This window comes from Streptococcus sp. HMSC073A12 (assembly GCF_001812815.1).
In the GTDB taxonomy this organism is placed as follows: Bacteria; Bacillota; Bacilli; order Lactobacillales; family Streptococcaceae; genus Streptococcus; species Streptococcus vaginalis.
Genome location: NZ_KV810539.1, coordinates 130,672 through 155,113, shown reverse-complemented (window position 1 = coordinate 155,113; position 24,442 = coordinate 130,672). Strand labels below are relative to the sequence as shown.

Here is a 24,442-nt window from a genome sequence, read left to right as displayed (position 1 = left end):
AAACATCACTCTGCCTTTTTAATTCTTCTGAAGATCCTAGTTGTGCATTTTTAATAATGATTTTCCCAGCCAGTCTTTAAAAATTTTTTATAATCAATGTTCAATTGACACAATTCTTATCCTTTGTCATTAACCAATAATCAATCTATTAAACTACTTTGAGCATCATCTGAATGATAGCCTATCTAATATAGGGTTGTCTATACTAAAAATGCATTCTTAAAGCAATCTTTCCTTGGGGGTGTTCGTTCATCACATATTGGATGGATTGTGAAACCTGAGTAATGGGATAGACCTTATCAATGAAAGGTTTGATTTCTTTCTTCATCACTAACATCTGCATTTCATTATAATAAGCTGCTCTTGGTTTTAGAAAGTAACTAAAATAGCGAACCCTTTTTGAAAAGAAAGATTGCAAGAATGAAGCAGGCAGATAGCTCGCTCCTACACCTACTAGAATACCATCTTTTTTCAAATGTGCCTTTAGTATCTTCAAATCAACATGTCCATTAACGGCTAAAATGAGATCATCCTTTCCTGCTGCTTTCTCAAAGTCATCATGTTGATAATCAATGACTCTATCACATCCCAAATCAGTTGCCATCTTCAAATTGCGCTGGCCGCATACACCGATTATAGATGCTCCTAAAGCTTTGGCGTAACACACTAAAAGGTGCCCTACACCGCCCGAAGCACCATAAATTAAGACACTCTGACCAGACTGCAATTGCCCTGTACATAAAGCGCCTATGGCTGTCTTAGAGGCACTAGCTAAAACAGCTGCTTCTTCATATGAGAGGTAGCTTGGTTTAAGTACAGTCTGCTTTTCTTCCAGTAAAGCATATTCAGCCCAAGCTCCGAAAGCCATGAAACCTAATGTTTGACCAAAGACCTCATCTCCTTTTTTAAAGTTTTGAACTTGTTCTCCAACTGCTTCGACCTGCCCTGAAACTTCACCTCCCAAAATTTTTCCTTTACCTCCAAAAAGAAGGGTTGTTCGAGCAAACAAAGACAGTTTTTTCCCTTTAAAGCGCTCATAGTCAACATTATTTAGAGAAGAATAGTTTACTTTCACTAGAATCTGGTGTTCCTTAGGAATGGGGCGTTTTATCTCTTTTACTTCAAAAGCATTCCCCAAATCGCCTCCTCTATAAACCATTGCTTTCATCATTTCTTAATCTCCTAAGCTTCTTATCAATCTGTTCTATCAGCTCTTCTAAATTGCCATCATTCTTGATTACAAAATCTGCATAAGGAACTTTATCCTCCAGCTTCATCTGACTGGCAAGGCGTTGCTGCGCTTCTTCTTGTGAATAGCCATTTCGTGCCTTCAGCCGCTTGATTTGTGTCTCTGGATTCACGTAAACCAGCCAAACCTCATCAAACCAGTCTGCATAATCCTGCTCAAATAAGAGCGGAATATCCATAAAGAAAGTCTCCTCAGTCTTAGCCAGTTGGTCGCGTCGATTGGCTAACTCTTGCCGAATGATATCATTTTGTAGCTGGGAAGATTTCGCTAAATTTTCTTGGCTAGAAAAAATGAGCTGAGATAGTTTAGGACGCTCAAGCTCACCTGCTTCGTTCAAGATAGCAGACCCTAGCCAGCTGACCAATGCTTGATAGAGTTTACCGCCTTTCGCCTGTAATTCATGAACCACCTGATCCGCATCAATGACCTGATAGCCCTTTTGCCTGAGATAATTTGTGACTGTCGATTTGCCAGAAGCAATACCGCCTGTAATTCCGATTATTTTTGCCATGTCCTACCTCATTTTTTGACAATATGGACAAAGGTGAGTTCCACGACCAGCTAGTTTGATTTTTTCAATTTCGTGACCGCATCTAGTACAAGGTTGGCCTGTTTTTCCATAGACTTGCAGGAAATCCTGCATGGTTCCGTCTTCTCCCAAAGCATTGCGGTAGGTGCGAATGGTTGAACCGCCTTTTTCAATACCTAGCTGCAAGACTGCAATAATCTGCTTGCGTAATTCCTCTGCTTCTCCAGCAGTCAAACTTTTAGCTGCTCTTGCCGGATGAATCTGCGCCCGCCATAATACTTCATCTACATAGATATTGCCAAGACCAGCTACTAAAGTTTGATCCAACAGGTAAGGTTTAATCAATTTCTTAGATTTTTTCAGAGCGGTTTCAAATGGCAGTAAATGAAAATCTGATTCAGTCGGTTCTGGTCCTAGCTTTCGCTCAGTAAAATAGGATGTTATTTGTTCTTTTCTCAACAACTCCATCGTGCCAAATTTCCGAACATCCTGATAAACGAGGCTGCTGCCATCTGTAAAATGAAAAATTACATGAGAATGCTTCGTCAACTGGACCTCTTCAGGATAGAAAAGATACTTTCCTTCCATGCGCAAATGCGAAATCAGCACCCAATTCTTCAAATAAAAAATCAGATACTTGCCCCGACGCCCAACAGCATCAATGCTTTGCCCCGGTAATTCTAAGACAAAAGGATCTGCCCCCGTTCCAATCATCTTGGCATAACGGACATCTACCTTTTCAATCTCTTTTCCTTTAACCAGCCGCTCTAAACCACGGCGTACCGTTTCTACTTCTGGTAATTCGGGCATAAAATCTTTATCCTTTCTTATCCAAATGTAACATATAATGAACAGTTCGACTTATTTCTTCAAATTCCGCACTCTTGTGAAAAGCTTGACTGACTGCATTGTCCATATCACAATCTGAAGCTAGCTGGTACACTCCTTTTTCTTTCGCCCACGACTGTGCAAACTCTAGAAGTTGATGAGCGATGCCATTTCTTTGAAAAGCAGGTGCTACCGCTATGCCTTCAATATATGCGATAGGAAGTTGCTCTGCTCCTTCCACATACTCCGAACGCATAGATAAGCTGATCCAAGCAACGGCTTCTCCCTCTAAGTAGTATAAAAATTCATTAGGAAATTTGCCTTCAGAAAATGCTGCTAGTAATTTCTTTTTCTCTATCTTCCAAGCTAAATGAGCAAAGTAAGCCCAGTCAGCTAGTTGAGATTTTTCGACCGCTCGAATTTCCCCTACCATTATCTTTTTCACTCTTCTCTTCCTAGCAGGCGGTGAGCATAGATTGCCTGACCTGAATACATAGCAGCATCGTCAATGATCGATACTAAACGATTCCCACGTTTAATAGCTGGAGTCCAATTCTCATCAACAACATCGTCCAAACTGTCTTCATTCACCTCTGATAAATAAGCAATTGTTGCCGCAACCGCAACAGACAGATAGTCTTTGAGCAACTCAATATCTGTCACCACAACTTTATGCGCTTCTTGAGGAGTATGGTGCCAATCTTCCGTATCATCTGGCAAATCCAAGGCAAACTTTTTCTTCCAACCTTTAGAGAACCAGACTGGATCGGTCTTAGCTAAATCAGCAATCTGAAAATCCAGCTCCCGCGCCGTATACCAAGTCAACTAAGTCACAGACTTAATGGACGGAACTGTATCCGCAACCGGAAAAGCATTCGCTTCTTCCACAGATAAATTAGCCAGAACCGATAAAAAACGCTCCTCGGCTCGTTCCACATTTTCCACTAAAAGATTTACAAATTCCATTGCCCTACCTCCTTAAAAAATAAATTAATCACGGATTATATGTCAATCTCAACTCAATGTCCCATCGCAAAGTTGTCATCAAAATACTCAGCTAACATCAGGCGATGCTTACTACTCACAGATTCTAAATTCTCAATTTCTTCCTTAGAAAAGAAACGCAGGCGTAGAGTTTCTTCATTGTGAAAATCTGCAATATTCACTGATGAAATCGCCGCCAGCTCATAGATGAAGACAACCGTCTGCACCGCATCACCATTCGGATAAACTTCCTCGAAATTACTGTAAACATTGAGAAAACGAGTAGCTTCTACTTCAATGCCAGTTTCTTCAAAAAATTCACGCTTAGCAGTATCAAGAGTGGATTCGCCAAGCTCCATTGCACCGCCTGGAATAGACCATGTTTTCTTATCCCCGCGTAGTTGCAACAGCACGCGTCCCTCGTCATCTGCTAAAATACCGCCAGCAAAGGTCAGAATAACCTTGTCATGCCCAACCTTTGAGCGAATGTAGGAAATGTAGTCCATATTTAGAAACCTTTTAATTTATCTGGAAATGCTCCGTCTTGAAAAAAGTAGCGGAGTAATTGTATATGCGTGTCAATATCACTAAACAGCCACGCATGCCCTTTATTTGGATAATAGGCACGATCACTCAATCTGTTTTTTCTTACCAATTCTTTATGAGATTCATGAATTGACTTCGATTCTTTACCGCCCGAAACAAAGAAAACAGGATTGTCGAAATTTGCAGTAATCCTCAGCAGATTTGCCTGTAACATTGCTCGGCGAAAAGACTTAGCAGAAGCCCTTTGCAAATCCATTATGAACTAACGATAGCTCTCTTCAGGTACACCATCTTTCTGCATCATTTTTGCCATAAGGTTGCCCATTAGCTTAGTGTTTTTTAATAACGACATGATGTAAACACCGGCAATGACTTTGCGGTAGCCTTTTATAGGGTGGTGACAGGCAACGTCAACAATCGCTCTATCAAATAAATCAGCATGTTTTTCCAACAATTTAAGAACGAGACCGCCTCCCAACGATAGTCCAACAAGGTGCGGCTTGCCGTGAACCCTGTTTTTGATAATATCAGCAATCATTTCTGTAACATCATTAAAATTTGTCCACTCAATGTCGCGGCTAGAAGCAGGTCCAGGCAAATCAACAGCTATACAGTGAAAATCATTTTTTAACTCAGCGATATGATGTGCCCACATCTGACTGCTAGAACCAGACGCATGCAAAAGGACAATACTTTTATCATTTTGGTGACCTTTTTCTGCGACAAATAACGACCTCATCTTCCTCAGCCTCTAATACTCCTTTTTGTTATATCCAAAATCTGCCAAGTCTAGCTTTTTGTCCCGCCAGTTTTTCTTGACTTTAACCCAAGTTTCAAGAAAGACTTTATCACCTAGCATGAGTTCAATGTCGCGGCGTGCCAAAGAGCCGATTTTCTTAAGCATAGAGCCGCCTTTACCGATGATAATGCCCTTTTGACTGTCTCTTTCCACCATAATGGTAGCGCGGATATGCACTTTGTCAGTCTCCTCATCCCGCTTCATACTGTCAATGACCACCGCCACCGAATGCGGAATTTCTTCACGTGTCAGCAATAAAACCTTTTCCCGAATCATCTCAGAAACCAAAAAACGCTCAGGGTGGTCGGTAATCTGGTCAGCTGGGAAATATTGGAAACCTTCCTCTAATTTTTCACTTAAAATATCAACTAGATGCGAAACATTATTGCCTTGAAGAGCAGAAATTGGCACAACTTCCTTAAAGTCCATCTGCTTGCGGTAATCATCAATCTGACTCAGCAGCTGATCCGGGTGTACTTTATCAATTTTATTGATAACCAGAATAACAGGAACTTTAGCCACTTTTAAACGCTCCATAATCATATCATCACCCTTACCGCGTTTTTCATCGGCAGAAACCATAAAAAGAACTGTATCCACTTCACGCAACGTGCTGTAAGCGGATTCCACCATAAAGTCGCCCAAGGCAGTCTTTGGCTTATGAATCCCTGGCGTATCAATAAAGACAATCTGCTCCTGATCTGTCGTGTAAATTCCCATAATCTTGTTACGAGTCGTCTGAGCCTTATCACTCATGATAGCAATCTTTTGCCCCATAACATGATTTAAAAAAGTAGACTTTCCAACATTTGGACGTCCTAAAATAGCAACAAATCCTGATTTAAAGGTCATTTTTCACCTCGTTTATTCCTTATTAGTCTAATATAAGAAAATCGGAAAGGATTCTCCGATTTTCATGTTAAAAAAGTAAATTCCAAATTTTCGGAACGAAAATAATCAATCCTGTTATAACCGCAAAACCCGAAACAACCAAAACAGCTCCTGCTGCCATATCCTTGGCATTTTTAGCTCGCATGGAAAAGTGATAATCACTAGCTAAATCTACCACATTTTCAATAGCAGAGTTCATAATCTCAAAAGAAATGACTAGAAAAATACTCAAAAAGAGAAAGAGCCACTCTATCGCAGATACCCGAAAAAACAATCCTGCAAGCACGACCGCAACTGCTGAAACAGCATGATTGCGCATATTGCGCTCTTCTTTGATTGCTGTAAAAATCCCTGTCAGAGCAAATTCTAAACTCGAAATCACATCTCGATTTTTCCATTTGCGTTTATTTGTATTATTGTCTTGTAAGTCCATAAGCAGTCAAAATTTCTTCCTGTAAACCAAACATTTCCGCCTCTTCTTCCGGCGTATAGTGATCGTATCCATTGATATGCAGAAAACCATGTACTGCAAGAAAACCCATTTCCCGCTCAAAGCTGTGACCATATTCTTCTGCTTGTTCACGCGCCTTATCTATGGAAATAAAGAGCTCTCCGATATAGGCATCAAAATCCTCTAACATTTCCGCCAGCTCAGGATTTTCTAGTAAATCCTCCTCGTCAATAGCAATGTCCAGCTCGGGCTTGTACTCCAAGCTGATAACATCTGTCGGACGATCTGTATTTCGATATTCCAAATTCAGCTCATGGCTGCGCTCGTTGGTAACAAATGTCACTGCCATTTCTTTTTCTTCTTTGCCAATCTTTTTAGCAGCAAATTCCAGTATATCATGTGTTTGCTTGATGATTTCTTCTGAAACTTGCCCTGTCTCGTCGACCATTTCTATATACATATTACACCCACTTTATTAGTATCACTTCATTATACCATATTTCAGATAGGGATGCTTGATTTATAAATCATTTACTATTTCGTTCTGCTCTTTATTTCATATTTTTTCTTTCAAAACTTATACTTGTTGCTGGAGGCGGCTCATTTGCGCATAGATGCCATTTTGTTTTACCAATGTATCATGTTGCCCTCGCTCCACAATCTTTCCTTCAGAAATAACCAAAATTTGGTCTGCCTCTTGAATGGTGGATAAACGGTGAGCGATGATAAAAGTTGTTCTCCCCTCTTTTACAACAGCCATTGCGTTTTGAATCATTTCTTCGGTTTCTGTATCAATATGGGAAGTTGCCTCATCCAATATTAAAATTTTGGGATTAGCGTAGAGAGTTCGTGCAAATGAAATCAATTGCCGTTCACCGCTCGAAAATGCTGCCCCTTTATCCCTTACAGGTTCATCAATTCCTTTTTTACAACGAGCCAGCAAGTCCCCTGCACCGATCTTTTCTAAAGCTTCCAGGACTTTTTCACGATTTATGCCTGAATGAGTCATAGCTACATTGCTTGCTAGCGTTCCCGTGAATAGATAAGGATCTTGCAAAACAATTCCCATGTGACTACGAAGACTTTCCCGAGAATATTGTTGGATGTCTTGTTGATCAATATATATTTTCCCTTTTTGGGGATCATAGAAACGATAAAGTAGGTTCATGATAGAAGATTTTCCAGAGCCGGTATGTCCCACCAAAGCAATTGTCTCTCCTTGATTTGCCTTAAAGCTAATATCGTGCAGGACAGTTTTTTCTTTCTCATACGCAAAGCTCACATGTTCAAACACAACCTCACCTTTATTGACTACTAGCTGGGCTTTCTCATCCGCTTCTTGAGGTTGATCTAGCAATTCTAAAACTCGTTTTCCTGTTTCCAATGATCGTTGTACATACGGGAAGAGTCGAACCAGAAAACCCATCATATCAAATAAATCAATAATATAATTGAGATAGACAAACAGTACACCTGCGGTAATAACGCTATGACCGCCTAAAAATTGCTGACCAACTATTGTCAAAATAACAGCAAGCACTGTATTTTTTAAAAATTCCGTTAGTGGCCAAGACGAAAGAGCACTTACCCATACAATTTGTTTATCAGCTTGGCTCATTTTTCGGGCAGTAGCATCAAATTCTGAAAGAACTATTTTTTCCTGATGATATAACTGTATCAGACTAGCTCCATACATCAATTCATTCACCTGATTATTGATATCACTCCGTGAATCATAAAAGTCTTTCATCGGCTTGTCCGTTAGTTTTTTATAAAATACCTGAATTCCATAAAAAGCAGGAAGCAACATCAAAAGTATCGAGGCAGCAAGCGGACTAAGGTAAAACAATAGAGCGTAGGTAAAAACAATCCGAAGAACTTGAATCAAAACACTAACCAAACTAGCATAAAATTGTCTTCGTAAGGTTTCCGTATCATTTACAATTCTGGTTGCAATCTTACCTGCTGGTTTATCATCAAAGTGAGAAATCGGCAAATTTTGCATAACCCAATAAGCTTCATTCCTCAGATGTTCTGCTACTTTGTTTCCACAATGCGCTAAAAGGCGATCACCTAAGTAAGTCAGTATGCTCCCCAAAACTACAACAATTATATATAATCCAGCTAATTGCAAAAGCTGAACCTGACGATCTTTTCCGCTTCCAATCTGTGTAAGCGGTCCGTCTATCATATTTCTCAAAAAGAGAGGGGACAGTTGGATAGTCACCGTTGCTAAAACAGCAATTCCAACCGCAAAAAAGAATGCAGTTCGAACAATTCTTAGTTCTTTTAATAAACGACTAATGATACTCATTTGCTCCCTCCTTTCTGATGTTGCTGCCGCTGATATTGTTCGGCATACCAGCCTCCTTTATTTAGCAACTGGTTCGGTGTCCCTTCTTCAACAATTTTTCCATCTTCTAAGACAAGAACCCAGTCTGCCTGCTGGATAGCTGACAAACGGTGTGTCACAATGATCGTTGTCTGATTAGCTCGCATATCCTGAAGATTTTTGATAATTCGACGCTCTGTTTGAGCGTCAACTGCCGACAAAGAATCATCCAAAACAAGGACTTCTGGATGTCTAATAAAAGCGCGTGCCAAAGAAATTCTTTGTTTTTGACCGCCAGATATTGACACTCCCTCTCACCAATAAGCGTTTCCAGTCCGTCTGGCATTCGTTTTAAATCTTCTGAAAATGCCGCTGTTTCAATAACCTGCTCAATATCACTTAATGTCGCATTTCTCTTACCAAAGGCAATATTGTCTTTGACGGATTTTGAAAACAAAATATGCTCCTGAGGGACATAGCCAATCATTGCTTCAATTGATGGACGTGAATAGTGACTGACGGATTTTCCATTTATCTGAAATGTACCTCGTCCAACAGGATATTGCTGAAGAAGCTGACGAACTAAGGTTGTTTTACCAGATCCTGTTTTTCCAACAATACCATACGTCTTTCCTGCTTCAATTTGCCAAGCTATGTTACGCAAGCTAGGTCTTTTTGTTTGTGGATAAGTGAAATGATATTTCTGAAAACGAATAGAGATAAGATGTTTTAACTCCTCTTTGCCACTCATTTTCATATCATCTGTCGTTTCAATCAATTCTGTGACCTTTTTAAAAGACGTCTTCCCCGTTTGATAGACCAAGATAAAATCCGACAACATCCAAAAAGGTTCAATTAGGCTAATCATATACAATTGAAGAGCAATCACTTGCCCAATTGTCAACTGTCCCGTTTTTATAAAAATAGCCCCAATAAGAAGCACAATAATCGTTGATAAAGCGATAAAGACCGAGGAGAGCGGTGCGTAAAGATATTGAATACCGGCAATTTGATCACCAACCTTAGATAAAGCTTTCGTGCGCAATTGGAACTGTTCTTTCTGAGTTGTTTTCTTGCTATAAGCACGCGCAACCCGAACTCCCTCTATCGTTTCCAGTACCTCATCATTCAAAGATGCGACTGCTTCACGATTATTTTCGACTAGTTTATCTTGTTTTTTTCCAAGAAAATAAATCCAGATCATCAATATCATAAGCGGAAGCATAGCCAACAAGCTAATTTCCTATGAGATAAAAAACATGGTCGGAATGACAAAGGCAATCATACCTCCAGCATATAAGAGAATGACAATCCCATAACCAGCCTTCTCCATCATCCCCTCAACATCTGTGGAAAAGTGCGTTAAAATATCGCCAGAACGAAACTTTTCGTAGAAAGGCGTTCTCATAGCTACCAATTTCTCAAAAGCTCTTCTTTGCATGAGAAACTTATAGTCAATCGACGACTGAAATATTTTTAAATGCCAATAGTAAGCCGACAGATAGTTGCAAATTGTCACCAAAGCTAACAAACCAACATCTCTAATTAAATTCTGCTGTGTCAAAGTATGATGCGACAGATGATCTATCAAACGCTGAATCACCTGTGTTGGAATCAACATGGTAAAATCATACAATAGTAAAACCAGAGCAATGGATAAATATAACCATTTATGCTCTTTTATATATCCAAATAAACTTTTAATCATCCTAATCCTTCCCGAAACGCACAAAAAAGCCCAAGACAGAATAAACCTGTCCTGAGCTTACTTGTTTTTATTTATTTTTTCATCAAAAATAAACTACAATGGTTTGCTAGAAAGGAGTTCTGTCATACGATATACCTGAGTGTTATTTTGTTTTACATTGTTCATAATACCGTTCTCCTTTCTGTTCTTATTAGTTAATACTTTAACATTAAAAGAAATGCTTGTCAAGAATATTTGCAAAAGAACCCTCCCAAAACTGAATGAATTTTCTGCCTTAAAATCAAGATTAACAATTCTTTGTAATAGCAATTTCGGCTGCAATACGTCCAAAAGTAAAAATATCAGTAAGGAAATTACCACCCAAACGGTTTCCAACATGCAATCCGCCAGCTACTTCTCCAGCTGCATAGAGACCTTGGATAACTTGTCCTTGTTTATTGATAACATGTATTTCCGTATCAATCTTAAGCCCACCCATAGTATGGTGCACGGCTGGTTTTCGAGGAGTGGCATAAAACGGTGCTTTTTCAACCTTGAGGTCGAAAGCTCCCTTTTCAAATTCAGGATCATAGCCCGCATCAACATAAGAATTGTAATCCTTAATAGTTTGAACAAAGACTGCTGGATCCACACCAACTTGCTCTGCCAATTCTTCCAAACCATCTGCTCGGTAGAGTGTTCCATTCGCTACCTGCGCATCAATCTTTTTCTTGACTGGTATTATAAGCTGTTTCTTTGATATTTTCATCTGCATCTGCAATCAGATAGAAAAAAACCACCATTGTCAATTGCTGCCTGAACTCATTTATACCGACTACCGTACTCATCTACAAAACGTTTTCCTTAAGTATTGACCATGATGAAGTTAGCCGGAGGCGCCTGTAATCGGGGCAGATACCAGCATTATTTGATAGAAGTCCAAACCGACTAGGTCTGTACCAACGCTTTGACCTAAGAGAATACCATCACATATAATAGCTGGTGAATTTGATGTCTTAATATCGTCACCAATGCAAAAAAGCCCATTAAAATTGGGCTTTTTCCTGTTCCTCATGCTAATTGCCGGGATTGAACCGGCGACCTCATCCTTACCATGGATGCGCTCTGCCAACTGAGCTAAATCAGCAGTCCCTATCTACTATATCATGCAGAGAGGTACTTGTCAATAGATTTGAAAAATGTTTTCATTAAAAGAAAAAAATTTTGCTAGAACGTTCCAAAAAGAACCTAGTCACCATTGAAATTTCCTATAAATCTAACATTCACATCAGTATTTTTCAAAATAATCTTTCTTTGTCAAACGATAATAAGCTCTCTGAGAAATTCGGCCTTCCTCGTGCTCATCGAGTGCTGCGTATGGGTCAATATGGGAAAACTTCATACCAGCCTTTTCCATAACTCGTCCTGAAGCTGGATTTTCCACATCATGGAGAGCCACCAACATATTCATATTCAAACTTTCAAAAACCAACTGGATTATTTCTTTCAAAGCTTCCGTTGCCAAGCCCTGATTCCAGTAATTCTTATGAATCACATAGCCGATAGCCGCCTTTTTGAGGACCGGATCTAGCTTGTGTAGGTCAATGCTGCCAATCAGTTTTTCATTTTCTTTTAACTCAATTCCCCAATTTCCAAGTGGTCTCCCCATAAATAAACGAGCAATAATATTTTTAGTTTCTTCCAAATCTTTATTAGGTAAAAAAGTGTAGCGAGTATTTTCTTCATCAGAGGAATATTCAAACATATCCTCAGCATCATCTAAGGTCACAGGCCGCAAGAGCAGGCGCTCTGTTTCCAAAGTTCGGTTTTCAGCTAGCTTTAGATAAATACTTTCCATCTTGAATGAACCTCCTTTTTTGTCTCATACCATAACATAAATATTCACCGAAATCAATGTTTTTTGATTTCGCTTTGATTTTTAAAGCGTTTTCATATACAATAAAAACATCTCAAAAAAGGAGTAAATCTATGTTAATCGGTATTCCAAAAGAAATTAAAAACAATGAGAATCGTGTTGCTTTAACACCAGCTGGCGTTCATAGTCTTGTCCAAAAAGGTCATCAGGTTTTAGTTGAAACCAAAGCCGGCCTTGGTTCTGGATTTACAGATGCCGACTATAAAGCACAGGGAGCGACAGTTGTTGCAACTGCAGCCGAAGCTTGGGCGGCTAATCTAGTTGTCAAAGTCAAAGAGCCCTTAGCTACTGAATACGGCTTCTTACGTGATGACCTCTTGCTTTTAACTTATCTGCACATGGCTGCTGCACCTGAATTATCCGATGCGATGATTGTGGGCAAAACAACAGGGATTGCTTACGAAACCGTTCGTGACCAAGAAAAAAACTCCCTCTGCTCGTTCCTATGAGTGAGGTCGCAGGGAGAATGGCTGTGCAGATTGGAGCTCACTTTTTAACCAAACAAGGAGGTGGTTCTGGTGTACTACTGGGCGGTGTTCCAGGTGTTCCTAAAGGAAAAGTCACTATCATTGGAGGGGGCGTTGTTGGAACACACGCAGCTCGCATCGCTTTAGGACTGGGAGCGCATGTCACTATTCTTGATATCAGCGCTAAACGACTGTCAGAACTAGAAGACCTTTTTGGTCATCAAATCCAGACCCTTATGTCTAATTCTTTCAATATTGCTGAAAGTGTCAAAGAGGCCGATGTAGTGATTGGAGCAGTATTAATCCCTGGTGCCAAAGCTCCCAAGCTCGTTACTGATGAAATGGTCAGTAAAATGCGATCTGGATCTGTTATTGTAGATGTAGCTGTTGACCAAGGTGGAGTTGTTGCAACTGCTGATCGTGTAACCACTCACGATGAACCTGTCTATGAAAAACATGGTGTACTTCACTATGCCGTTGCAACATCCCAGGTGCTGTTGCCCGTACATCAACTCTTGCCCTTACAAATGTAACACTTCCTTACATTGAAGCTTTGGCTGACAAAGGTTTTGAACAAGCTATAGCAGATGATTTGGGGCTACAACAAGGAGTGACTACTTATAAAGGTTATCTCACTAGCCGACCCGTCGCAGAATGGCTTAATCGTGACTACACCGATATCAATGATTTAGTATAAATTTTGAAAAGAAAAGGGTGACTTCGCAAGTCCTACCCACTATGCTTTGTGTCATCAGCTACTGCATCGTTGGTTTATTGTACTGTATACTTTGCAACTGGAGACTTTCATTCCAGACTCAATTGTTCATAAGAAACTCTAAATTGAATAAAGTCAACAGAGTTTCGCTCAACCACTGCGTCTTGTAATGACAACTATATAAACCAAAGGAAGCTGAGCTCTTTCGTCCCAGCTTCTTTTTATTTTGCCCGTGCAAAGACAGGGCCTTAGCAGGCTTCTTTTTTGCTTCGTTTACCTTTGCTTTTTCTTTTTAGGTTTGGGTGTTGGCAGTTGATCATACATAGCTAAAATCAGGTCTTCTAGAAACATCTTATTATCAAGGTCTTCCACTAAAATCATTTCTTTGGCACCTTCGTATGGAAACTCAAAAGAAGGTTGGTCAATCTTATCTAAGACTGCTTGCACGGGTTTAACTAAAAAGCGATTGTCATAAATGCCGCCAATAATCTTGCCACGGAAGTAAAGAATATACTCCCCCATCATGGAACGGTAAGTCACATCATCTAATCCTGATAATTGCTCCAAAATAAATTCCAAATAGTTCTTACTTGATGCCATTTCTAATCTCCTAAGCTCTGTTCAACGATAACAACCGTATAGAGTTCTTGCTTAACCTCGCATCCAATTGGTTTAAAGCCCTACTTTTCCCAAAAATGCTGAGATTAAAGATTTCCCTTAACATAAGCTAAACGTGCTTTTCGAAAGTTCTTAACAAAATAAGCTAGTGCTTCTGTCACAATCTGACTGCCAATCCTTTCCTCTGATAGGCTTGTTCAACCATAAACAAACCAATAAAAACAGTCTCCTCATCAGGATATGCCTGGTGGACAATGCTGAAAATACAGAGGATTGCTTTCATATAAAGATAAAATACTTGGGATATCCTTTTCGGTTAGTATCCTACATCTGTAATGCTTAGATAGTTGGTCAATTATTTTTTAATTCTTACTTTCTGTGTCCTGTGATCATGACATAGGAAGATGCATTGATAGTCATCAGTCACGTAGCAGATTCTTTTGCAAGCGTACTTCCTCAAAATCAGTCGTGTGAAACTTGTCCAGATTAGCCAAGAGATATTCCTTCATCATCTTCCGACTCCTTGACTGGCTCGCTGACAATTTTGGAATTGGTCAAACTTGATTTTTCTTCTTTAGAAAAATGATGATGCGCCATTTCAGTAGAATGTTCATAAGCTTGGATAATCTCTGCAACCACAGGATGACGCACAACGTCCTTGGCTGATAAGTAAACGAAATCAATTTGCTTGATATTTTTCAATTTCTCTGTCGCATCAATGAGACCTGATTTATTATTCTTTGGCAAGTCAATCTGGCTAATATCCCCATTGACAATCATCTTGGAATTAAAACCAAGTCGTGTTAGAAACATCTTCATCTGCATAATGGTTGTATTTTGCGCTTCATCTAAGATGACAAAGGCGTCATCCAATGTTCGTCCACGCATATAAGCCAAAGGAGCTATCTCAATGATTTCTCGCTCCATAAGACGCGTTGTTTGATCCTTACCTAAAATCTGATACAATGCATCATAAACAGGCCGCAAATAAGGATCCACCTTTTCCTTTAAATCCCCTGGTAGAAATCCTAGGCTCTCGCCCGCTTCTACTGCCGGACGAGTCAAAATAATTCGCTTGACCTGACCGCGTTTGAGTGCTGTCACTGCCAAGGTCACCGCTAAGAAGGTTTTTCCTGTCCCTGCCGGTCCAATCCCAAAGACAACATCATGATTCTTAATGCTATCAACATAGATTTTTTGCCCTAAGGTCTTGACACGAATGGGCTTGCCATAAGAATCTTTGATAATTTCTTCCTCATACAGAGCCACAAACTTATCAATTTCACCATTTTTGACCATTGTAATAGCCGTCACTACATCTGGTGTCCCAATCGTCATCCCGCGATTCACCAAAACTAGCAGAGCTTGAATAACCTGACGAGTCTCCTCACAAGCTACTTCGCTACCGATAATCTGGACAATCTCCGTCCTTGCATGAATGGTTACCTGCAACTCCTGTTCCATTAAACGCAAGTGACGTTCATTGGAACCAAAAAGATGAAAAGCATCATCCGGATGCTGTAAGGTAATTTCTACTGAATGTTCTTGCAAATAAAGAACCTCTTTCTTCACATTATTTACTATTATTATAGCAAAGTAACTCGGAAAATTCTATCATTTCTCCGAACTAATGAGCCTGATAGTCTTCCCAAATCGCATCAAAATCGCTAAGATTAAAGCAAAAGTCAGCATGTTCTTCCAGATAACGACTAACTTCATCAAAATCATCCGTGTGCTTAGGGAAATTTGTTTCATGAAACACCAAGTCTGCTAAAATCGCCTTCGGTGCTTTGCTTTTGGGATTGCGCTCCGTCATCAACCAAGTGTAAAACGATTTTCTCATTTTATCTTTTCTCCTTTCTTACTTTTTAACCAATCCGGTAAATATTTAGTCAATCCTAATGCAGACAATATGATGATTTGCGGTAAAAATTGTATTAAATACCGCGTCTTTCCACCTTCAAAAATGAGCAAAACCAACAAACCACCAAAGACTGCAAGACTGAGCATATTGAGTTTATCATCTGCACGATATTTCCACAAGGCAAAAACAAGACCCAGACTCATCACAATCCAAATAACCTGCTTCACAATCTCATAATACCGATACTCATTCTTATCGACACTCAGAAAATAAGTTCTGATAAACTGCGCCACAGGATTCTTTTTTGTATAAGGATAAAGAGGAGAAATATAGGGCGTTTTTTCATATTCCACATCTCGATACAACCAGCCTAGAGTTCCTTCTAAAACAGTTAATGAATGCTTATAGTAAAGATGATTGAGAAATCCAAAAAACGAATACTCTTTTAAACGTCGTTTGATTTCTTTTTTTACATTTTCTTGCTTAAACATTCCATTATTATACTGTTCTCTCTGATCCACATCAATGTATTGAAGCAAACCCTCTTTCATGTCTTCTTGATCGTGTCCAATAAAAGTCAACCCTAAGTCAATAAAGAGCAGAGGACTTTTAGACAATCCTTTCTCTTGTATCAATGTCACTTCTGTTTGTGTCGCTTTCAGATAGTTTCCGCCGATAGAAGTTACGCCAAACGATAGGAGAAAGGTGAAAAAGATTAAGATAAATTTCTTCCATTCCTTTTTGAACAACAGCACCATAAAACCTGCCATAATAATAATCAACACAGTTGGTCGTATCAGCACTGCAAGCCCACTTATCAAACCTAATCCGATTGTCTTTATGAAGAGTACCCTCTTATCCTGCCATCGAAGCCCAAATAAATCAAAAAGTAAGAATATTTGTAAAGCAATGAGCGGAAGAGGCCATATATCCGTGTACATCGAATAAAAATAAGGTGAAAAGCCAACTAGCAAGACATACAAACTAAATGTCACATCAGCAGCAGACTCACTCACATATTTTTTCATTCCCTTGTACAAAATGAGTGCCGTTATATCGTCATAAAATATATTTAATCCCTGCAAAATCCATAAAGCTGAGCTTCCAAAGATATTATAAAAAAAGCGCTCAGACAAAAAGAGAAACAAGTTATTAGGATTGCGTGTCAAATAACTGGAAATAGAAGTCTCTTTTGAGTACTTGAAAGCACCATTGAAAACAACTGCTGCATCTCGCCGAATCAGCAACTGAGCAGACAAAAGCATTGCTAACTGAAATATAATTACCGCTATCATAATAGCAACTTTGTGCTTCATCAGGTAGTGGTAGCATTTTTTTACATTTTCTAGATAACGATATGCCAGAAACGCTAGTATCGCCACCCCAATCAAAGCCAGATTAGAAATTGTCCCTAGATGAATAATCACAGTAAAAAACCAGTGCAAACCAATCAATAACATAATTTTTGCAAAGCTGAAAAGAAAAAAGAATACATTTTTAGCATAGGGATATTATAACAAAATCTACAGTGTTTCGCTATTTAAAAAAACAACAATCGTCAGATTGCTGCTTAACGTCTAATTACTTGCTACGTCCGTTTTCTTCATTGTCTAAAAGATAATCTTCTAAGACAGTAAAAATTTCTGTAACAACCAAACCAGACTCTCAAAATTCTAATCCTTCTTCTGGCAAGGTTTTACGCCAATAATCACCAAAAATAGTCTGCCAATCTCTTAAACTGCGATTGCCTTCTCCTTCTAAAAAAGCTTCTTCTGCTGTCACTTGATGAAAGGGACGGACAAGAACTTCTTTAGTCACCATGACCAAGGCTCGACTAGGATTCTCCATTCTATCTAGCATGATGGAGACTTCTCCAACTTTAGGTAACGATTCCTTGTCTTTTTCATACTCTTCAAACCAAGAACTTGTCGCTTGCTTGACTCCTCTCAATGTTAAATCATATAAGTTTGGAAACTCATCTGGATGTGCCCAAACTTCTGCCCGAGGATACTTCCTACTTAGTTCTATTAGATTCATCTTTCTTATCCCTGCCAATTTTCTTGGTCATGTTTAAATTTCTCAAGTAGAGCCAATCCTTCTGCTGAAACATAACCTTCTTGTTCTGCCAGATTGATCAATTCAGTGTAGTTAGATAAGGTTACTAATTTCACACCTGCATCTGAAAAATTCTTTTCTGCTCTAGGTAATTCATAAGTGAAAATAGCCACCACTCCAATGACATCTGCACCTTCTCGCTTTGCTGCAGCAACGGCATCCAAAACAGAACCACCAGTTGAAATCAAATCCTCAACCACGACCATTTTTTGACCTGATTTTACCCGACCTTCAATCTGATTTCCAGCCCCATGATCTTTTGGTTTACTACGAATATAGGCAAAGGGCAAATTCATCTTGTCTGCAATAATAGCACCATGAGGAATACCCGCTGTCGCTGTTCCAGCAATCACTTCTACTTCTGGAAATTCAGCCTTGATTTTATCTACAAAACCACTTTCAATCAACGTTCGCGTTTCTGGATAGGCCAAGGTCACACGATTGTCTGTATAAATTGGAGACTTGATACCGCTTGCCCAAGTGAAAGGTTCTTCCGGTTTTAAGTAAACAGCCTCAATGTTCAGTAAGTCACGGGCAATATCTTTTGCTAAAGTCATGATTTCTCCTTTACAATAATTCAATAGTGGAAACAAAATATTGTTCCAAAAAATGTGTTTTTTCTTTAATGTCCTCTAAGGCCACATTCTCATTTGTAGAGGTCAGTACCCACTTATCCTCCACATCATTTTGTCGATGAATAACAGCAGTCAATTCTCCTTCAAAAGATTCCAAAGGTTCTCGTATTTTTTCCGAAATGATATAAACATCTTGTTCTTCGCTGTCTCCAGCAAATAAATCCGGAATATAACCATAGTTGATAGGATAACAATTGCCAAAGTTGTCTTTGTAACCTATTGGTCTGTCAATGATTGCTCGATACATTTTTCTAACCATTCACCCATTCCGCCTTTATAGCTCGGTAAGCAGCTACTGGATCAGTTGCTCGTGTGATTGGACGCCCAACCACAATGTAATCACTACCAATTTGATGAGCTTCTTGCGGCGTCATAACCCGTTTTTGATCCCCGATTTCAGAACCAGCTGGTCGAATACCTGGAGTGACGCACAGAAAATCTTCTGATGTTGCGGCTTTAATCAGCTTAACCTCCTGAGCCGAACAAACAACTCCGTCCAGTCCAGCTTCCTTAGCTTTGCAGGCATAGTTGACAACAGATTCTGAAACAGTTGTTTGGATATTTTGGCAATCCCTCATATCTTCCTCACTGGTAGAAGTCAGCTGGGTCACTGCTACCAGCTTTGCCTGATCACCTAAAACCTTCTTGGCTTCTCGCATCATTTCCACGCCACCTGCCGCATGAACCGTCACCATATCAATCCCAAAGGTTCTCAAAACTGACATGGCAGAGCGTACTGTATTTGGAATGTCGTGCAATTTCAAATCTAGGAAAATGCTGTGTCCCAAACCTTTCAGATAATGCACAATTTCCGGACCAATGGCATAGAAAAATTCCATACCGATTTTGACATATAACTTTTCGTCTTCTGGAAAATGCTCTAAAAACTCCTTGACATCATCAAATGACGGAAAATCAAGGGCAATAATAGGACGTTCTTCACGCATGGATTCTTCTCCTTTTTATAGGCTTTTCGCCATTTTTAACCTTTTGACAGAATCTCTAGCTCTGCCACCTTTCAATACTGACTATACTACATCAAACGGTGAAGTTGCTTAGTAGCACTAGCTAATCATCAATAGCTCTAAATTTGCTTTATTACGAGCTATAGAAAAACCTTGCCCGAGGCAAGGTTACACGAAAATTGGCAGTAACTGCCATTTTAACCGTATCTTCCTTAGTAGACTCTCTGGACTTCTTTAAAGGTTTTATTTCAATTATTTTATAATTTACTTTATCTCTTGTCAAGCAAAATATCAAACTAAAATAAATTTCCCTTGACTTCTGCTCGCAGACTTTCCAAACTTTCAATGCCATACTTATCCATAACTTTAGGTAGGTTATCAATGATATTAGGACAAGCATAAGGGTCAGTGAAATTTGCCGTGCCAACACCAATAGCTGATGCTCCCGCAATAAACATTTCAATGGCTGCTTCTGCTGAATCTACTCCACCCATACCAATGATTGGCAAACTGCTGGATTGGGCTACCTGACGAATTAACTTTAAGGCAACAGGAAAAACAGCAGGACCTGACATCCCACCCGTTCCATTTGCAATAATGGGTTTTCTGCTTTTTAAGTCAAACCGCATGCCAACCAAGGTGTTAATCATAGTAAAGCCCGTTGCTCCTGCAGCTTCAACTGCTATAGCTATCTGCGTAATATCTGCTACACTAGGTGTCAATTTCACATAGACCGGCACTTCCGATACATCTACTGCTGCCTTCGCAGCCTCGTATGCCAAATCCGGCACCTGCCCAATCAATAATCCTCCATTGCCATGATCCACATTAGGGCAAGAAATATTGAGTTCGATTGCTTTAACGTTTGGTGCTTGAGAAATTTTTCCCGCAACAAAAGCATATTCTTCATTAGAAAATCCAGCAACATTAGCAATAATCGGCAGATTAGGATAATGTTGAGCCAACCAAGGAAGCTTTTCTGCTAACACCACATCTACACCAGGATTTTGCAAACCAATAGCATTGAGCATACCAGCTTGTGTTTCCGCCACGCGCGGTGTCGGATTGCCAAAACGAGGATTCTGCGTGCTTGCTTTAATCATGATTGAGCCAAGCACATCTAGGTCATAATATTTGGCATATTCCTGACCAAAACCAAAACAGCCCGAAGCTGGAATGATTGGATTTTTCAGTTCCAATCCCGGAAGAGAAACTGCTAAACGATTTTTCGACATGTTCACCTCCTACATCAAGACTGTGCCAGTCGCAAAAACTGGACCGTCTTCACAGACACGCTTATTGACTGATTGATCCTCACCAGCCACATGAAGTACGCAAGCATAGCAAGCCCCCATTCCACAAGCCATTCGTGACTCCATAGAAATGTAAGCTCGCGGATGACTACGAAATGTTTCATCAACATATTTGAGCATACCAGGGGCACCGCAAGCATAAACCGCTGTAAAACTTTCTGGCAACTCATTCACAACAGAGGAAACATAGCCTTTGCGACCATAAGAACCGTCATCTGTTGTTACGATGACACGACCGTATTTTTTCATCTCTTCTTCCAAAATAACGGCGGCTTTTGTTGCAAATCCAAAAACCGAAGTGACCTTGACCCCTTTACTATGTAATTCTTTTGTTACTTGTAGTAAAGGCGGAACACCAATACCGCCTCCTATGATTAAGGCTGTATCTTCAATGTCCAAACCAGATAAATCAAACCCATTTCCTTGAGGACCCATGACATCCAACTGAAAACCCTTCTTCAATTTAGAAAAAATTTCTGTGCCTGCTCCTTCTATCCTGTAAATAATCCGACAGATTTTTCTCTCTTTATCAATCTCTGAAATTGAAATAGGTCGCCGTAGAAGCTTCGTATCATCTGGGACTCGAATATGTAGAAACTGCCCAGCCTTCATCTGGATAACCATTTCCCCTTTTAAATCCATAGCAAAAATTCGCGGAGCAATTTCCTCTTGATGCACAATGCTCATCTTCTCCAACATGATTTTTCCGAATCTTTTCTTACACGAACTACTTACCATTTCTACCTCATTTCTTTACCAAAAAAGACCTCGCATACACACGCAAGGCCTCACGAAAATAGAGAGCAGACTTGTTCCCACTCTTCCTTCACCTGAAACCTTGGAAGCCTCGCTGGACTTTCTTAAAGGTTAAATTTAACATATTTTACAACTTAACAAGTGTTTTGTCAATGCTAATGTGATAAAATAGGCTTATGAGAATTCAGCAATTACATTATATTATCAAAATCGTCGAAACGGGCAGTATGAACGAAGCTGCCAAACAATTATTCATCACCCAGCCAAGTCTGTCTAATGCTGTGCGTGATTTGGAAAATGAAATGGGTATTGAGATTTTCATCCGCAATCCCAAGGGCATTACCTTAACTAAGGACGGCATGGAATTTCTTTCCTATGCTCGTCAGGTAGTAGAGCAAACCCAGCTGCTGGAAGAACGTTATAAAAATCCCGTTGCTAACCGAGAACTTTTCAGCGTTTCCTCACAACACTACGCCTTTGTGGTCAATGCTTTCGTATCTCTGCTCAAAAAGAGTGACATGGAAAAGTACGAGCTCTTCCTGCGGGAAACCCGAACTTGGGAAATCATTGATGACGTCAAAAATTTCCGTAGTGAAATTGGTGTTCTATTTCTCAACAGCTACAACCGCGATGTCCTCTCCAAAATGCTAGATGACAATCACTTGATTGCCACTCATCTCTTTACCGCACAGCCCCATATCTTTGTCAGCAAGAGCAATCCTCTAGCAAAGAAAAAACTGGTGCAATTAGCTGATCTAGAAGATTTTCCTTATCTGAGCTATGACCAAGGCACCCACAATTCATTTTACTTTTCAGAAGAAATCCTATCCCAAGAACACCATAAAAAATCCATCGTTGTCAGTGACCGAGCAACCCTTTTCAATCTTTTAATCGGTCTTGACGGTTACACTATCGCAACTGGTATTCTCAACAGCAATCTCAACGGTGACAATATTGTTTCCATTCCGCTAGATATTGATGACCCTATTGAGCTAGTTTATATCAAACACGAAAAAGCTAGCTTGTCTAAAATGGGGGATAAATTCATTGAGTACCTGTTAGAAGAAGTTCAATTTGATAAGTAAATCATAATCATCTGTTCCACTCTTATATGTGATAAACAATGAAATTTTTATGCTATATTTTCTCCTGTCGCTTTACAATAGGCTTGAACACCTTTATTGTATCGCGTTGGGAGTTTTTCTAGCATTTTCATTTCTCTGTGTAGCGATAAACTGTTATCCTATCATTTAAAATGGAATAAAATCATGCAATTAAAAATAGCACAAACTTTCTTACCATAGGTTTATGCTATTTTCTTCAATACATAGGTCTATCGCCGTCTGTTCTTGGCTTTGAAATGCCTAGACTAGCATAACTGTGTAAAGACGGTTCTTTTATGATACGAACAATCAAATCCGCAATACTTACTCTTGAAATGATTGTTCCCTTGTAAAACTCCCCTTTTTCTGTTAATTCTCCCACCTTAGCAAAATCATTGTTAGACAAATAAATCAAACGAGAAACTTGATTTTCTTCCATTGCTTTAACAATATTTGCTGCCATAGGCTCAAACTTTCCACCGAGATTGGCATAGACAATATCTTGACCTTTCATAGCTTTTGTCAAGGCTGCAAAATCATTGACATCCCCTTCAAGAACATCCACTCGTTCACCTGCAAGTGACTGTAAACGAGCACTTTTTCGCAAATAAAGCGTCAAATGTACATCTGTTTCCTGTAATAATCTTGAAATCACCAAACGAGCAATTTGCCCATTGGCTCCTAAAATAAGAACTTTCTTCATGCTATTAGTAACTTTCTAATCTTTTAATTGATGATATTCCTCGTCTGAGACGGCTTCACACCATTCATTTGATAAATCTTCCCCAGGAACACCAAGCGCTATATGACTGAACCAAAAATCTTTTTTCGCACCATGCCAATGTTTTACATTAGCTGGAATAACAACCACAGAGCCTTCAGATAAACTAACGGCTTCTTTTCCTTCTTCTTGGTACCAACCTTCATTCGGACTATGAAATGGATACAATTACACAATACAAATAAAAATGCACCCACCTTTAAGGTAATAAAAAAGAGACTTGACTAAAGTCTCTTAAAATATTTATTAATTATTAAGAGAGTATGATAAAAAGTCTGTAAATAAGTATTAATAAAAACCACTAGTTGAACTAGTGGTTTTTATTTTACATATAGTCGCCCCTCAGATTGTCCCCTAATTAATTTTGGATAATTTTAGGTCAGCCCCTCATTGTTGTTGGGAAAACCCTCAAAAATTTTGGATACCCCGTAAAAAGTCCTCCGACAACAATAATAAAATCTATATTTATTGTGTGTTTTATTTAATTTTAAAGTATGTTTATTTAATAGTTATTATCATTTCTTCTGCTACTTTATATATTTTTTGCGTATATATCCAATAAGTAACAGCAAAGAACCTGATATTAACACAAGCCACCCATATAAAGATAAATTCATTCCATCTCCTGTTTTTGGTAATTCTTTATTTGGTTTTTCAGGCGGTACATTTGGTGTTCTAACATTAGTTACTACATAACCGTCTTGAGCTGTTCCTGTAACAACACTTGTATAACCATTTCCTACAGCTTCTTCCTTGACTGTGTATTCAATCTTTTTGCCTGCCTTGTATTCATCAAGGTCTGTGAAAGTTCCTGTCCAGTTGTTTGCCTTTGTTAAAGTTAATATCTTTCCACTTACTTCTTTTCCATCGGCTAGTAA

General features: G+C 39.3%; 22 protein-coding genes, 1 tRNA gene and 8 pseudogenes. 2 read left to right on the top strand and 29 right to left on the bottom strand.

The window, feature by feature from the left end; all coding sequences use genetic code 11:
* Positions 1 to 205: 205 nt before the first annotated feature.
* The 15 genes and pseudogenes from HMPREF2876_RS06095 to HMPREF2876_RS06015 form a co-directional block, all read right to left on the bottom strand.
* Positions 206 to 1,171, bottom strand: coding sequence for an NAD(P)-dependent alcohol dehydrogenase (locus HMPREF2876_RS06095; protein ID WP_024051605.1), 966 nt, complete (start codon positions 1,169 to 1,171; stop codon positions 206 to 208).
* Positions 1,149 to 1,760, bottom strand: coding sequence for a dephospho-CoA kinase (gene coaE / locus HMPREF2876_RS06090; protein ID WP_024051606.1), 612 nt, complete (start codon positions 1,758 to 1,760; stop codon positions 1,149 to 1,151). Before coaE ends, HMPREF2876_RS06095 begins: the two co-directional genes overlap by 23 nt.
* 3 nt (positions 1,761 to 1,763) lie before the next feature.
* On the bottom strand, positions 1,764 to 2,588 hold the full coding sequence (gene mutM / locus HMPREF2876_RS06085; protein WP_070241661.1) for a DNA-formamidopyrimidine glycosylase: 825 nt from the start codon (positions 2,586 to 2,588) through the stop codon (positions 1,764 to 1,766).
* Between the two features lie 7 nt (positions 2,589 to 2,595).
* The gene (locus HMPREF2876_RS06080; RefSeq protein WP_042753932.1) at positions 2,596 to 3,039 is read right to left on the bottom strand and encodes a GNAT family N-acetyltransferase; all 444 of its coding nucleotides are present in this window, start codon (positions 3,037 to 3,039) and stop codon (positions 2,596 to 2,598) included.
* Positions 3,040 to 3,047: 8 nt separating this feature from the next.
* Positions 3,048 to 3,572, bottom strand: a pseudogene (locus tag HMPREF2876_RS06075) (hypothetical protein).
* 53 nt (positions 3,573 to 3,625) lie between these two features.
* Positions 3,626 to 4,096 (bottom strand): NUDIX hydrolase, encoded by a 471-nt coding sequence (locus HMPREF2876_RS06070; protein WP_024051611.1) that lies wholly within the window; start codon positions 4,094 to 4,096, stop codon positions 3,626 to 3,628.
* A 2-nt stretch (positions 4,097 to 4,098) separates the two neighbouring features.
* Positions 4,099 to 4,875 (bottom strand): annotated as a pseudogene (locus HMPREF2876_RS10925) (alpha/beta fold hydrolase).
* Between the two features lie 12 nt (positions 4,876 to 4,887).
* Positions 4,888 to 5,787 carry a GTPase Era gene (gene era / locus HMPREF2876_RS06055; RefSeq protein ID WP_070241659.1) on the bottom strand — a complete coding sequence of 300 codons (900 nt, stop codon included), beginning with the start codon at positions 5,785 to 5,787 and terminating at the stop codon, positions 4,888 to 4,890.
* Positions 5,788 to 5,854: 67 nt separating this feature from the next.
* Entirely contained in the window at positions 5,855 to 6,259 is a 405-nt protein-coding gene (locus HMPREF2876_RS06050) for a diacylglycerol kinase family protein (RefSeq protein ID WP_024051615.1), read from the bottom strand.
* Positions 6,240 to 6,737: an rRNA maturation RNase YbeY gene (gene ybeY / locus HMPREF2876_RS06045; protein ID WP_003024775.1), complete on the bottom strand. Its 498-nt coding sequence runs from the start codon at positions 6,735 to 6,737 to the stop codon at positions 6,240 to 6,242. Before ybeY ends, HMPREF2876_RS06050 begins: the two co-directional genes overlap by 20 nt.
* 117 nt (positions 6,738 to 6,854) lie before the next feature.
* On the bottom strand, positions 6,855 to 8,591 hold the full coding sequence (locus HMPREF2876_RS06040; RefSeq protein WP_024051616.1) for an ABC transporter ATP-binding protein: 1,737 nt from the start codon (positions 8,589 to 8,591) through the stop codon (positions 6,855 to 6,857).
* Positions 8,588 to 10,317 (bottom strand): annotated as a pseudogene (locus HMPREF2876_RS06035) (ABC transporter ATP-binding protein). Before HMPREF2876_RS06035 ends, HMPREF2876_RS06040 begins: the two are co-directional and overlap by 4 nt.
* Positions 10,318 to 10,603: 286 nt before the next feature.
* Positions 10,604 to 11,329, bottom strand: a pseudogene (locus tag HMPREF2876_RS06030) (FAD-binding protein); the annotation flags it as partial.
* A gap of 41 nt (positions 11,330 to 11,370) precedes the next feature.
* A tRNA-Thr gene (locus HMPREF2876_RS06020) sits at positions 11,371 to 11,443 on the bottom strand.
* Between the two features lie 141 nt (positions 11,444 to 11,584).
* Positions 11,585 to 12,154 (bottom strand): GNAT family N-acetyltransferase, encoded by a 570-nt coding sequence (locus tag HMPREF2876_RS06015; RefSeq protein ID WP_024051621.1) that lies wholly within the window; start codon positions 12,152 to 12,154, stop codon positions 11,585 to 11,587.
* A gap of 131 nt (positions 12,155 to 12,285) precedes the next feature.
* Here HMPREF2876_RS06015 and ald point away from each other — a divergent pair.
* Positions 12,286 to 13,396 (top strand): annotated as a pseudogene (gene ald, locus HMPREF2876_RS06010) (alanine dehydrogenase).
* A 291-nt stretch (positions 13,397 to 13,687) separates the two neighbouring features.
* Here the strand turns inward: ald and HMPREF2876_RS06005 are convergent.
* The 11 genes and pseudogenes from HMPREF2876_RS06005 to HMPREF2876_RS05960 all read right to left on the bottom strand — a co-directional run bounded on the left by HMPREF2876_RS06005 (position 13,688) and on the right by HMPREF2876_RS05960 (position 21,662).
* Positions 13,688 to 14,014: a TfoX/Sxy family protein gene (locus HMPREF2876_RS06005; RefSeq protein ID WP_024051624.1), complete on the bottom strand. Its 327-nt coding sequence runs from the start codon at positions 14,012 to 14,014 to the stop codon at positions 13,688 to 13,690.
* Positions 14,015 to 14,016: 2 nt separating this feature from the next.
* Positions 14,017 to 14,391: pseudogene (locus tag HMPREF2876_RS10215) on the bottom strand (GNAT family N-acetyltransferase).
* 127 nt (positions 14,392 to 14,518) lie between these two features.
* A complete protein-coding gene (locus HMPREF2876_RS06000; RefSeq protein ID WP_024051625.1) occupies positions 14,519 to 15,583 on the bottom strand; it encodes a PhoH family protein in 1,065 nt (354 codons plus the stop codon).
* A 76-nt stretch (positions 15,584 to 15,659) separates the two neighbouring features.
* A complete protein-coding gene (locus HMPREF2876_RS05995) occupies positions 15,660 to 15,875 on the bottom strand; it encodes a YozE family protein (protein ID WP_024051626.1) in 216 nt (71 codons plus the stop codon).
* Positions 15,872 to 17,400 (bottom strand): annotated as a pseudogene (locus tag HMPREF2876_RS05990) (hypothetical protein). Before HMPREF2876_RS05990 ends, HMPREF2876_RS05995 begins: the two are co-directional and overlap by 4 nt.
* 161 nt (positions 17,401 to 17,561) lie before the next feature.
* On the bottom strand, positions 17,562 to 17,933 hold the full coding sequence (locus tag HMPREF2876_RS05985; protein ID WP_224783659.1) for an ASCH domain-containing protein: 372 nt from the start codon (positions 17,931 to 17,933) through the stop codon (positions 17,562 to 17,564).
* Between the two features lie 5 nt (positions 17,934 to 17,938).
* Complete coding sequence (gene pyrE, locus HMPREF2876_RS05980; protein WP_024051629.1) at positions 17,939 to 18,568, bottom strand: orotate phosphoribosyltransferase; 630 nt, start codon at positions 18,566 to 18,568, stop codon at positions 17,939 to 17,941.
* Positions 18,569 to 18,578: 10 nt separating this feature from the next.
* Positions 18,579 to 18,905 carry an inorganic pyrophosphatase gene (locus tag HMPREF2876_RS05975; RefSeq protein WP_024051630.1) on the bottom strand — a complete coding sequence of 109 codons (327 nt, stop codon included), beginning with the start codon at positions 18,903 to 18,905 and terminating at the stop codon, positions 18,579 to 18,581.
* Positions 18,898 to 19,593 (bottom strand): orotidine-5'-phosphate decarboxylase, encoded by a 696-nt coding sequence (gene pyrF / locus HMPREF2876_RS05970; protein WP_003035645.1) that lies wholly within the window; start codon positions 19,591 to 19,593, stop codon positions 18,898 to 18,900. The genes HMPREF2876_RS05975 and pyrF overlap by 8 nt, the downstream gene beginning before the upstream one ends.
* Before the next feature lie 314 nt (positions 19,594 to 19,907).
* Positions 19,908 to 20,846, bottom strand: coding sequence for a dihydroorotate dehydrogenase (locus HMPREF2876_RS05965; protein ID WP_024051632.1), 939 nt, complete (start codon positions 20,844 to 20,846; stop codon positions 19,908 to 19,910).
* A 9-nt stretch (positions 20,847 to 20,855) separates the two neighbouring features.
* Complete coding sequence (locus HMPREF2876_RS05960; protein ID WP_024051633.1) at positions 20,856 to 21,662, bottom strand: dihydroorotate dehydrogenase electron transfer subunit; 807 nt, start codon at positions 21,660 to 21,662, stop codon at positions 20,856 to 20,858.
* Between the two features lie 194 nt (positions 21,663 to 21,856).
* Here HMPREF2876_RS05960 and HMPREF2876_RS05955 point away from each other — a divergent pair, with 194 nt between their 5' ends.
* A complete protein-coding gene (locus HMPREF2876_RS05955; protein ID WP_004224921.1) occupies positions 21,857 to 22,765 on the top strand; it encodes a LysR family transcriptional regulator in 909 nt (302 codons plus the stop codon).
* A 235-nt stretch (positions 22,766 to 23,000) separates the two neighbouring features.
* Here HMPREF2876_RS05955 and HMPREF2876_RS05950 read toward each other — a convergent pair whose 3' ends face one another.
* The 3 genes and pseudogenes from HMPREF2876_RS05950 to HMPREF2876_RS10630 all read right to left on the bottom strand — a co-directional run.
* Complete coding sequence (locus tag HMPREF2876_RS05950) at positions 23,001 to 23,486, bottom strand: NAD(P)H-binding protein (protein ID WP_070584475.1); 486 nt, start codon at positions 23,484 to 23,486, stop codon at positions 23,001 to 23,003.
* 15 nt (positions 23,487 to 23,501) lie between these two features.
* Positions 23,502 to 23,708, bottom strand: a pseudogene (locus HMPREF2876_RS05945) (cupin domain-containing protein); the annotation flags it as partial.
* Between the two features lie 383 nt (positions 23,709 to 24,091).
* A partial coding sequence (locus tag HMPREF2876_RS10630; RefSeq protein WP_142351038.1) for a Cna B-type domain-containing protein occupies positions 24,092 to 24,442 on the bottom strand: 351 nt, incomplete at its 5' end.

Excerpts from the sequence above, each read along its gene's own strand:
- pyrF (WP_003035645.1), bottom strand. The coding sequence starts at position 19,593 with ATGCGTGAAGAACGTCCTATTATTGCCCTTGATTTTCCGTCATTTGAT.
- pyrE (WP_024051629.1), bottom strand. The coding sequence starts at position 18,568 with ATGACTTTAGCAAAAGATATTGCCCGTGACTTACTGAACATTGAGGCT.
- mutM (WP_070241661.1), bottom strand. The coding sequence starts at position 2,588 with ATGCCCGAATTACCAGAAGTAGAAACGGTACGCCGTGGTTTAGAGCGG.
- HMPREF2876_RS06080 (WP_042753932.1), bottom strand. The coding sequence starts at position 3,039 with ATGGTAGGGGAAATTCGAGCGGTCGAAAAATCTCAACTAGCTGACTGG.
- ybeY (WP_003024775.1), bottom strand. The coding sequence starts at position 6,737 with ATGTATATAGAAATGGTCGACGAGACAGGGCAAGTTTCAGAAGAAATC.
- HMPREF2876_RS06040 (WP_024051616.1), bottom strand. The coding sequence starts at position 8,591 with ATGAGTATCATTAGTCGTTTATTAAAAGAACTAAGAATTGTTCGAACT.
- HMPREF2876_RS05955 (WP_004224921.1), top strand. The coding sequence starts at position 21,857 with ATGAGAATTCAGCAATTACATTATATTATCAAAATCGTCGAAACGGGC.
- HMPREF2876_RS06005 (WP_024051624.1), bottom strand. The coding sequence starts at position 14,014 with ATGGCATCAAGTAAGAACTATTTGGAATTTATTTTGGAGCAATTATCA.
- HMPREF2876_RS05985 (WP_224783659.1), bottom strand. The coding sequence starts at position 17,933 with ATGAATCTAATAGAACTAAGTAGGAAGTATCCTCGGGCAGAAGTTTGG.
- HMPREF2876_RS05965 (WP_024051632.1), bottom strand. The coding sequence starts at position 20,846 with ATGTCGAAAAATCGTTTAGCAGTTTCTCTTCCGGGATTGGAACTGAAA.
- HMPREF2876_RS05960 (WP_024051633.1), bottom strand. The coding sequence starts at position 21,662 with ATGGTAAGTAGTTCGTGTAAGAAAAGATTCGGAAAAATCATGTTGGAG.
- era (WP_070241659.1), bottom strand. The coding sequence starts at position 5,787 with ATGACCTTTAAATCAGGATTTGTTGCTATTTTAGGACGTCCAAATGTT.
- HMPREF2876_RS06015 (WP_024051621.1), bottom strand. The coding sequence starts at position 12,154 with ATGGAAAGTATTTATCTAAAGCTAGCTGAAAACCGAACTTTGGAAACA.
- HMPREF2876_RS05950 (WP_070584475.1), bottom strand. The coding sequence starts at position 23,486 with ATGAAGAAAGTTCTTATTTTAGGAGCCAATGGGCAAATTGCTCGTTTG.
- HMPREF2876_RS06050 (WP_024051615.1), bottom strand. The coding sequence starts at position 6,259 with ATGGACTTACAAGACAATAATACAAATAAACGCAAATGGAAAAATCGA.
- HMPREF2876_RS06070 (WP_024051611.1), bottom strand. The coding sequence starts at position 4,096 with ATGGACTACATTTCCTACATTCGCTCAAAGGTTGGGCATGACAAGGTT.
- HMPREF2876_RS05995 (WP_024051626.1), bottom strand. The coding sequence starts at position 15,875 with ATGAGAAAATCGTTTTACACTTGGTTGATGACGGAGCGCAATCCCAAA.
- HMPREF2876_RS06095 (WP_024051605.1), bottom strand. The coding sequence starts at position 1,171 with ATGATGAAAGCAATGGTTTATAGAGGAGGCGATTTGGGGAATGCTTTT.
- HMPREF2876_RS05975 (WP_024051630.1), bottom strand. The coding sequence starts at position 18,905 with ATGGTTAGAAAAATGTATCGAGCAATCATTGACAGACCAATAGGTTAC.
- coaE (WP_024051606.1), bottom strand. The coding sequence starts at position 1,760 with ATGGCAAAAATAATCGGAATTACAGGCGGTATTGCTTCTGGCAAATCG.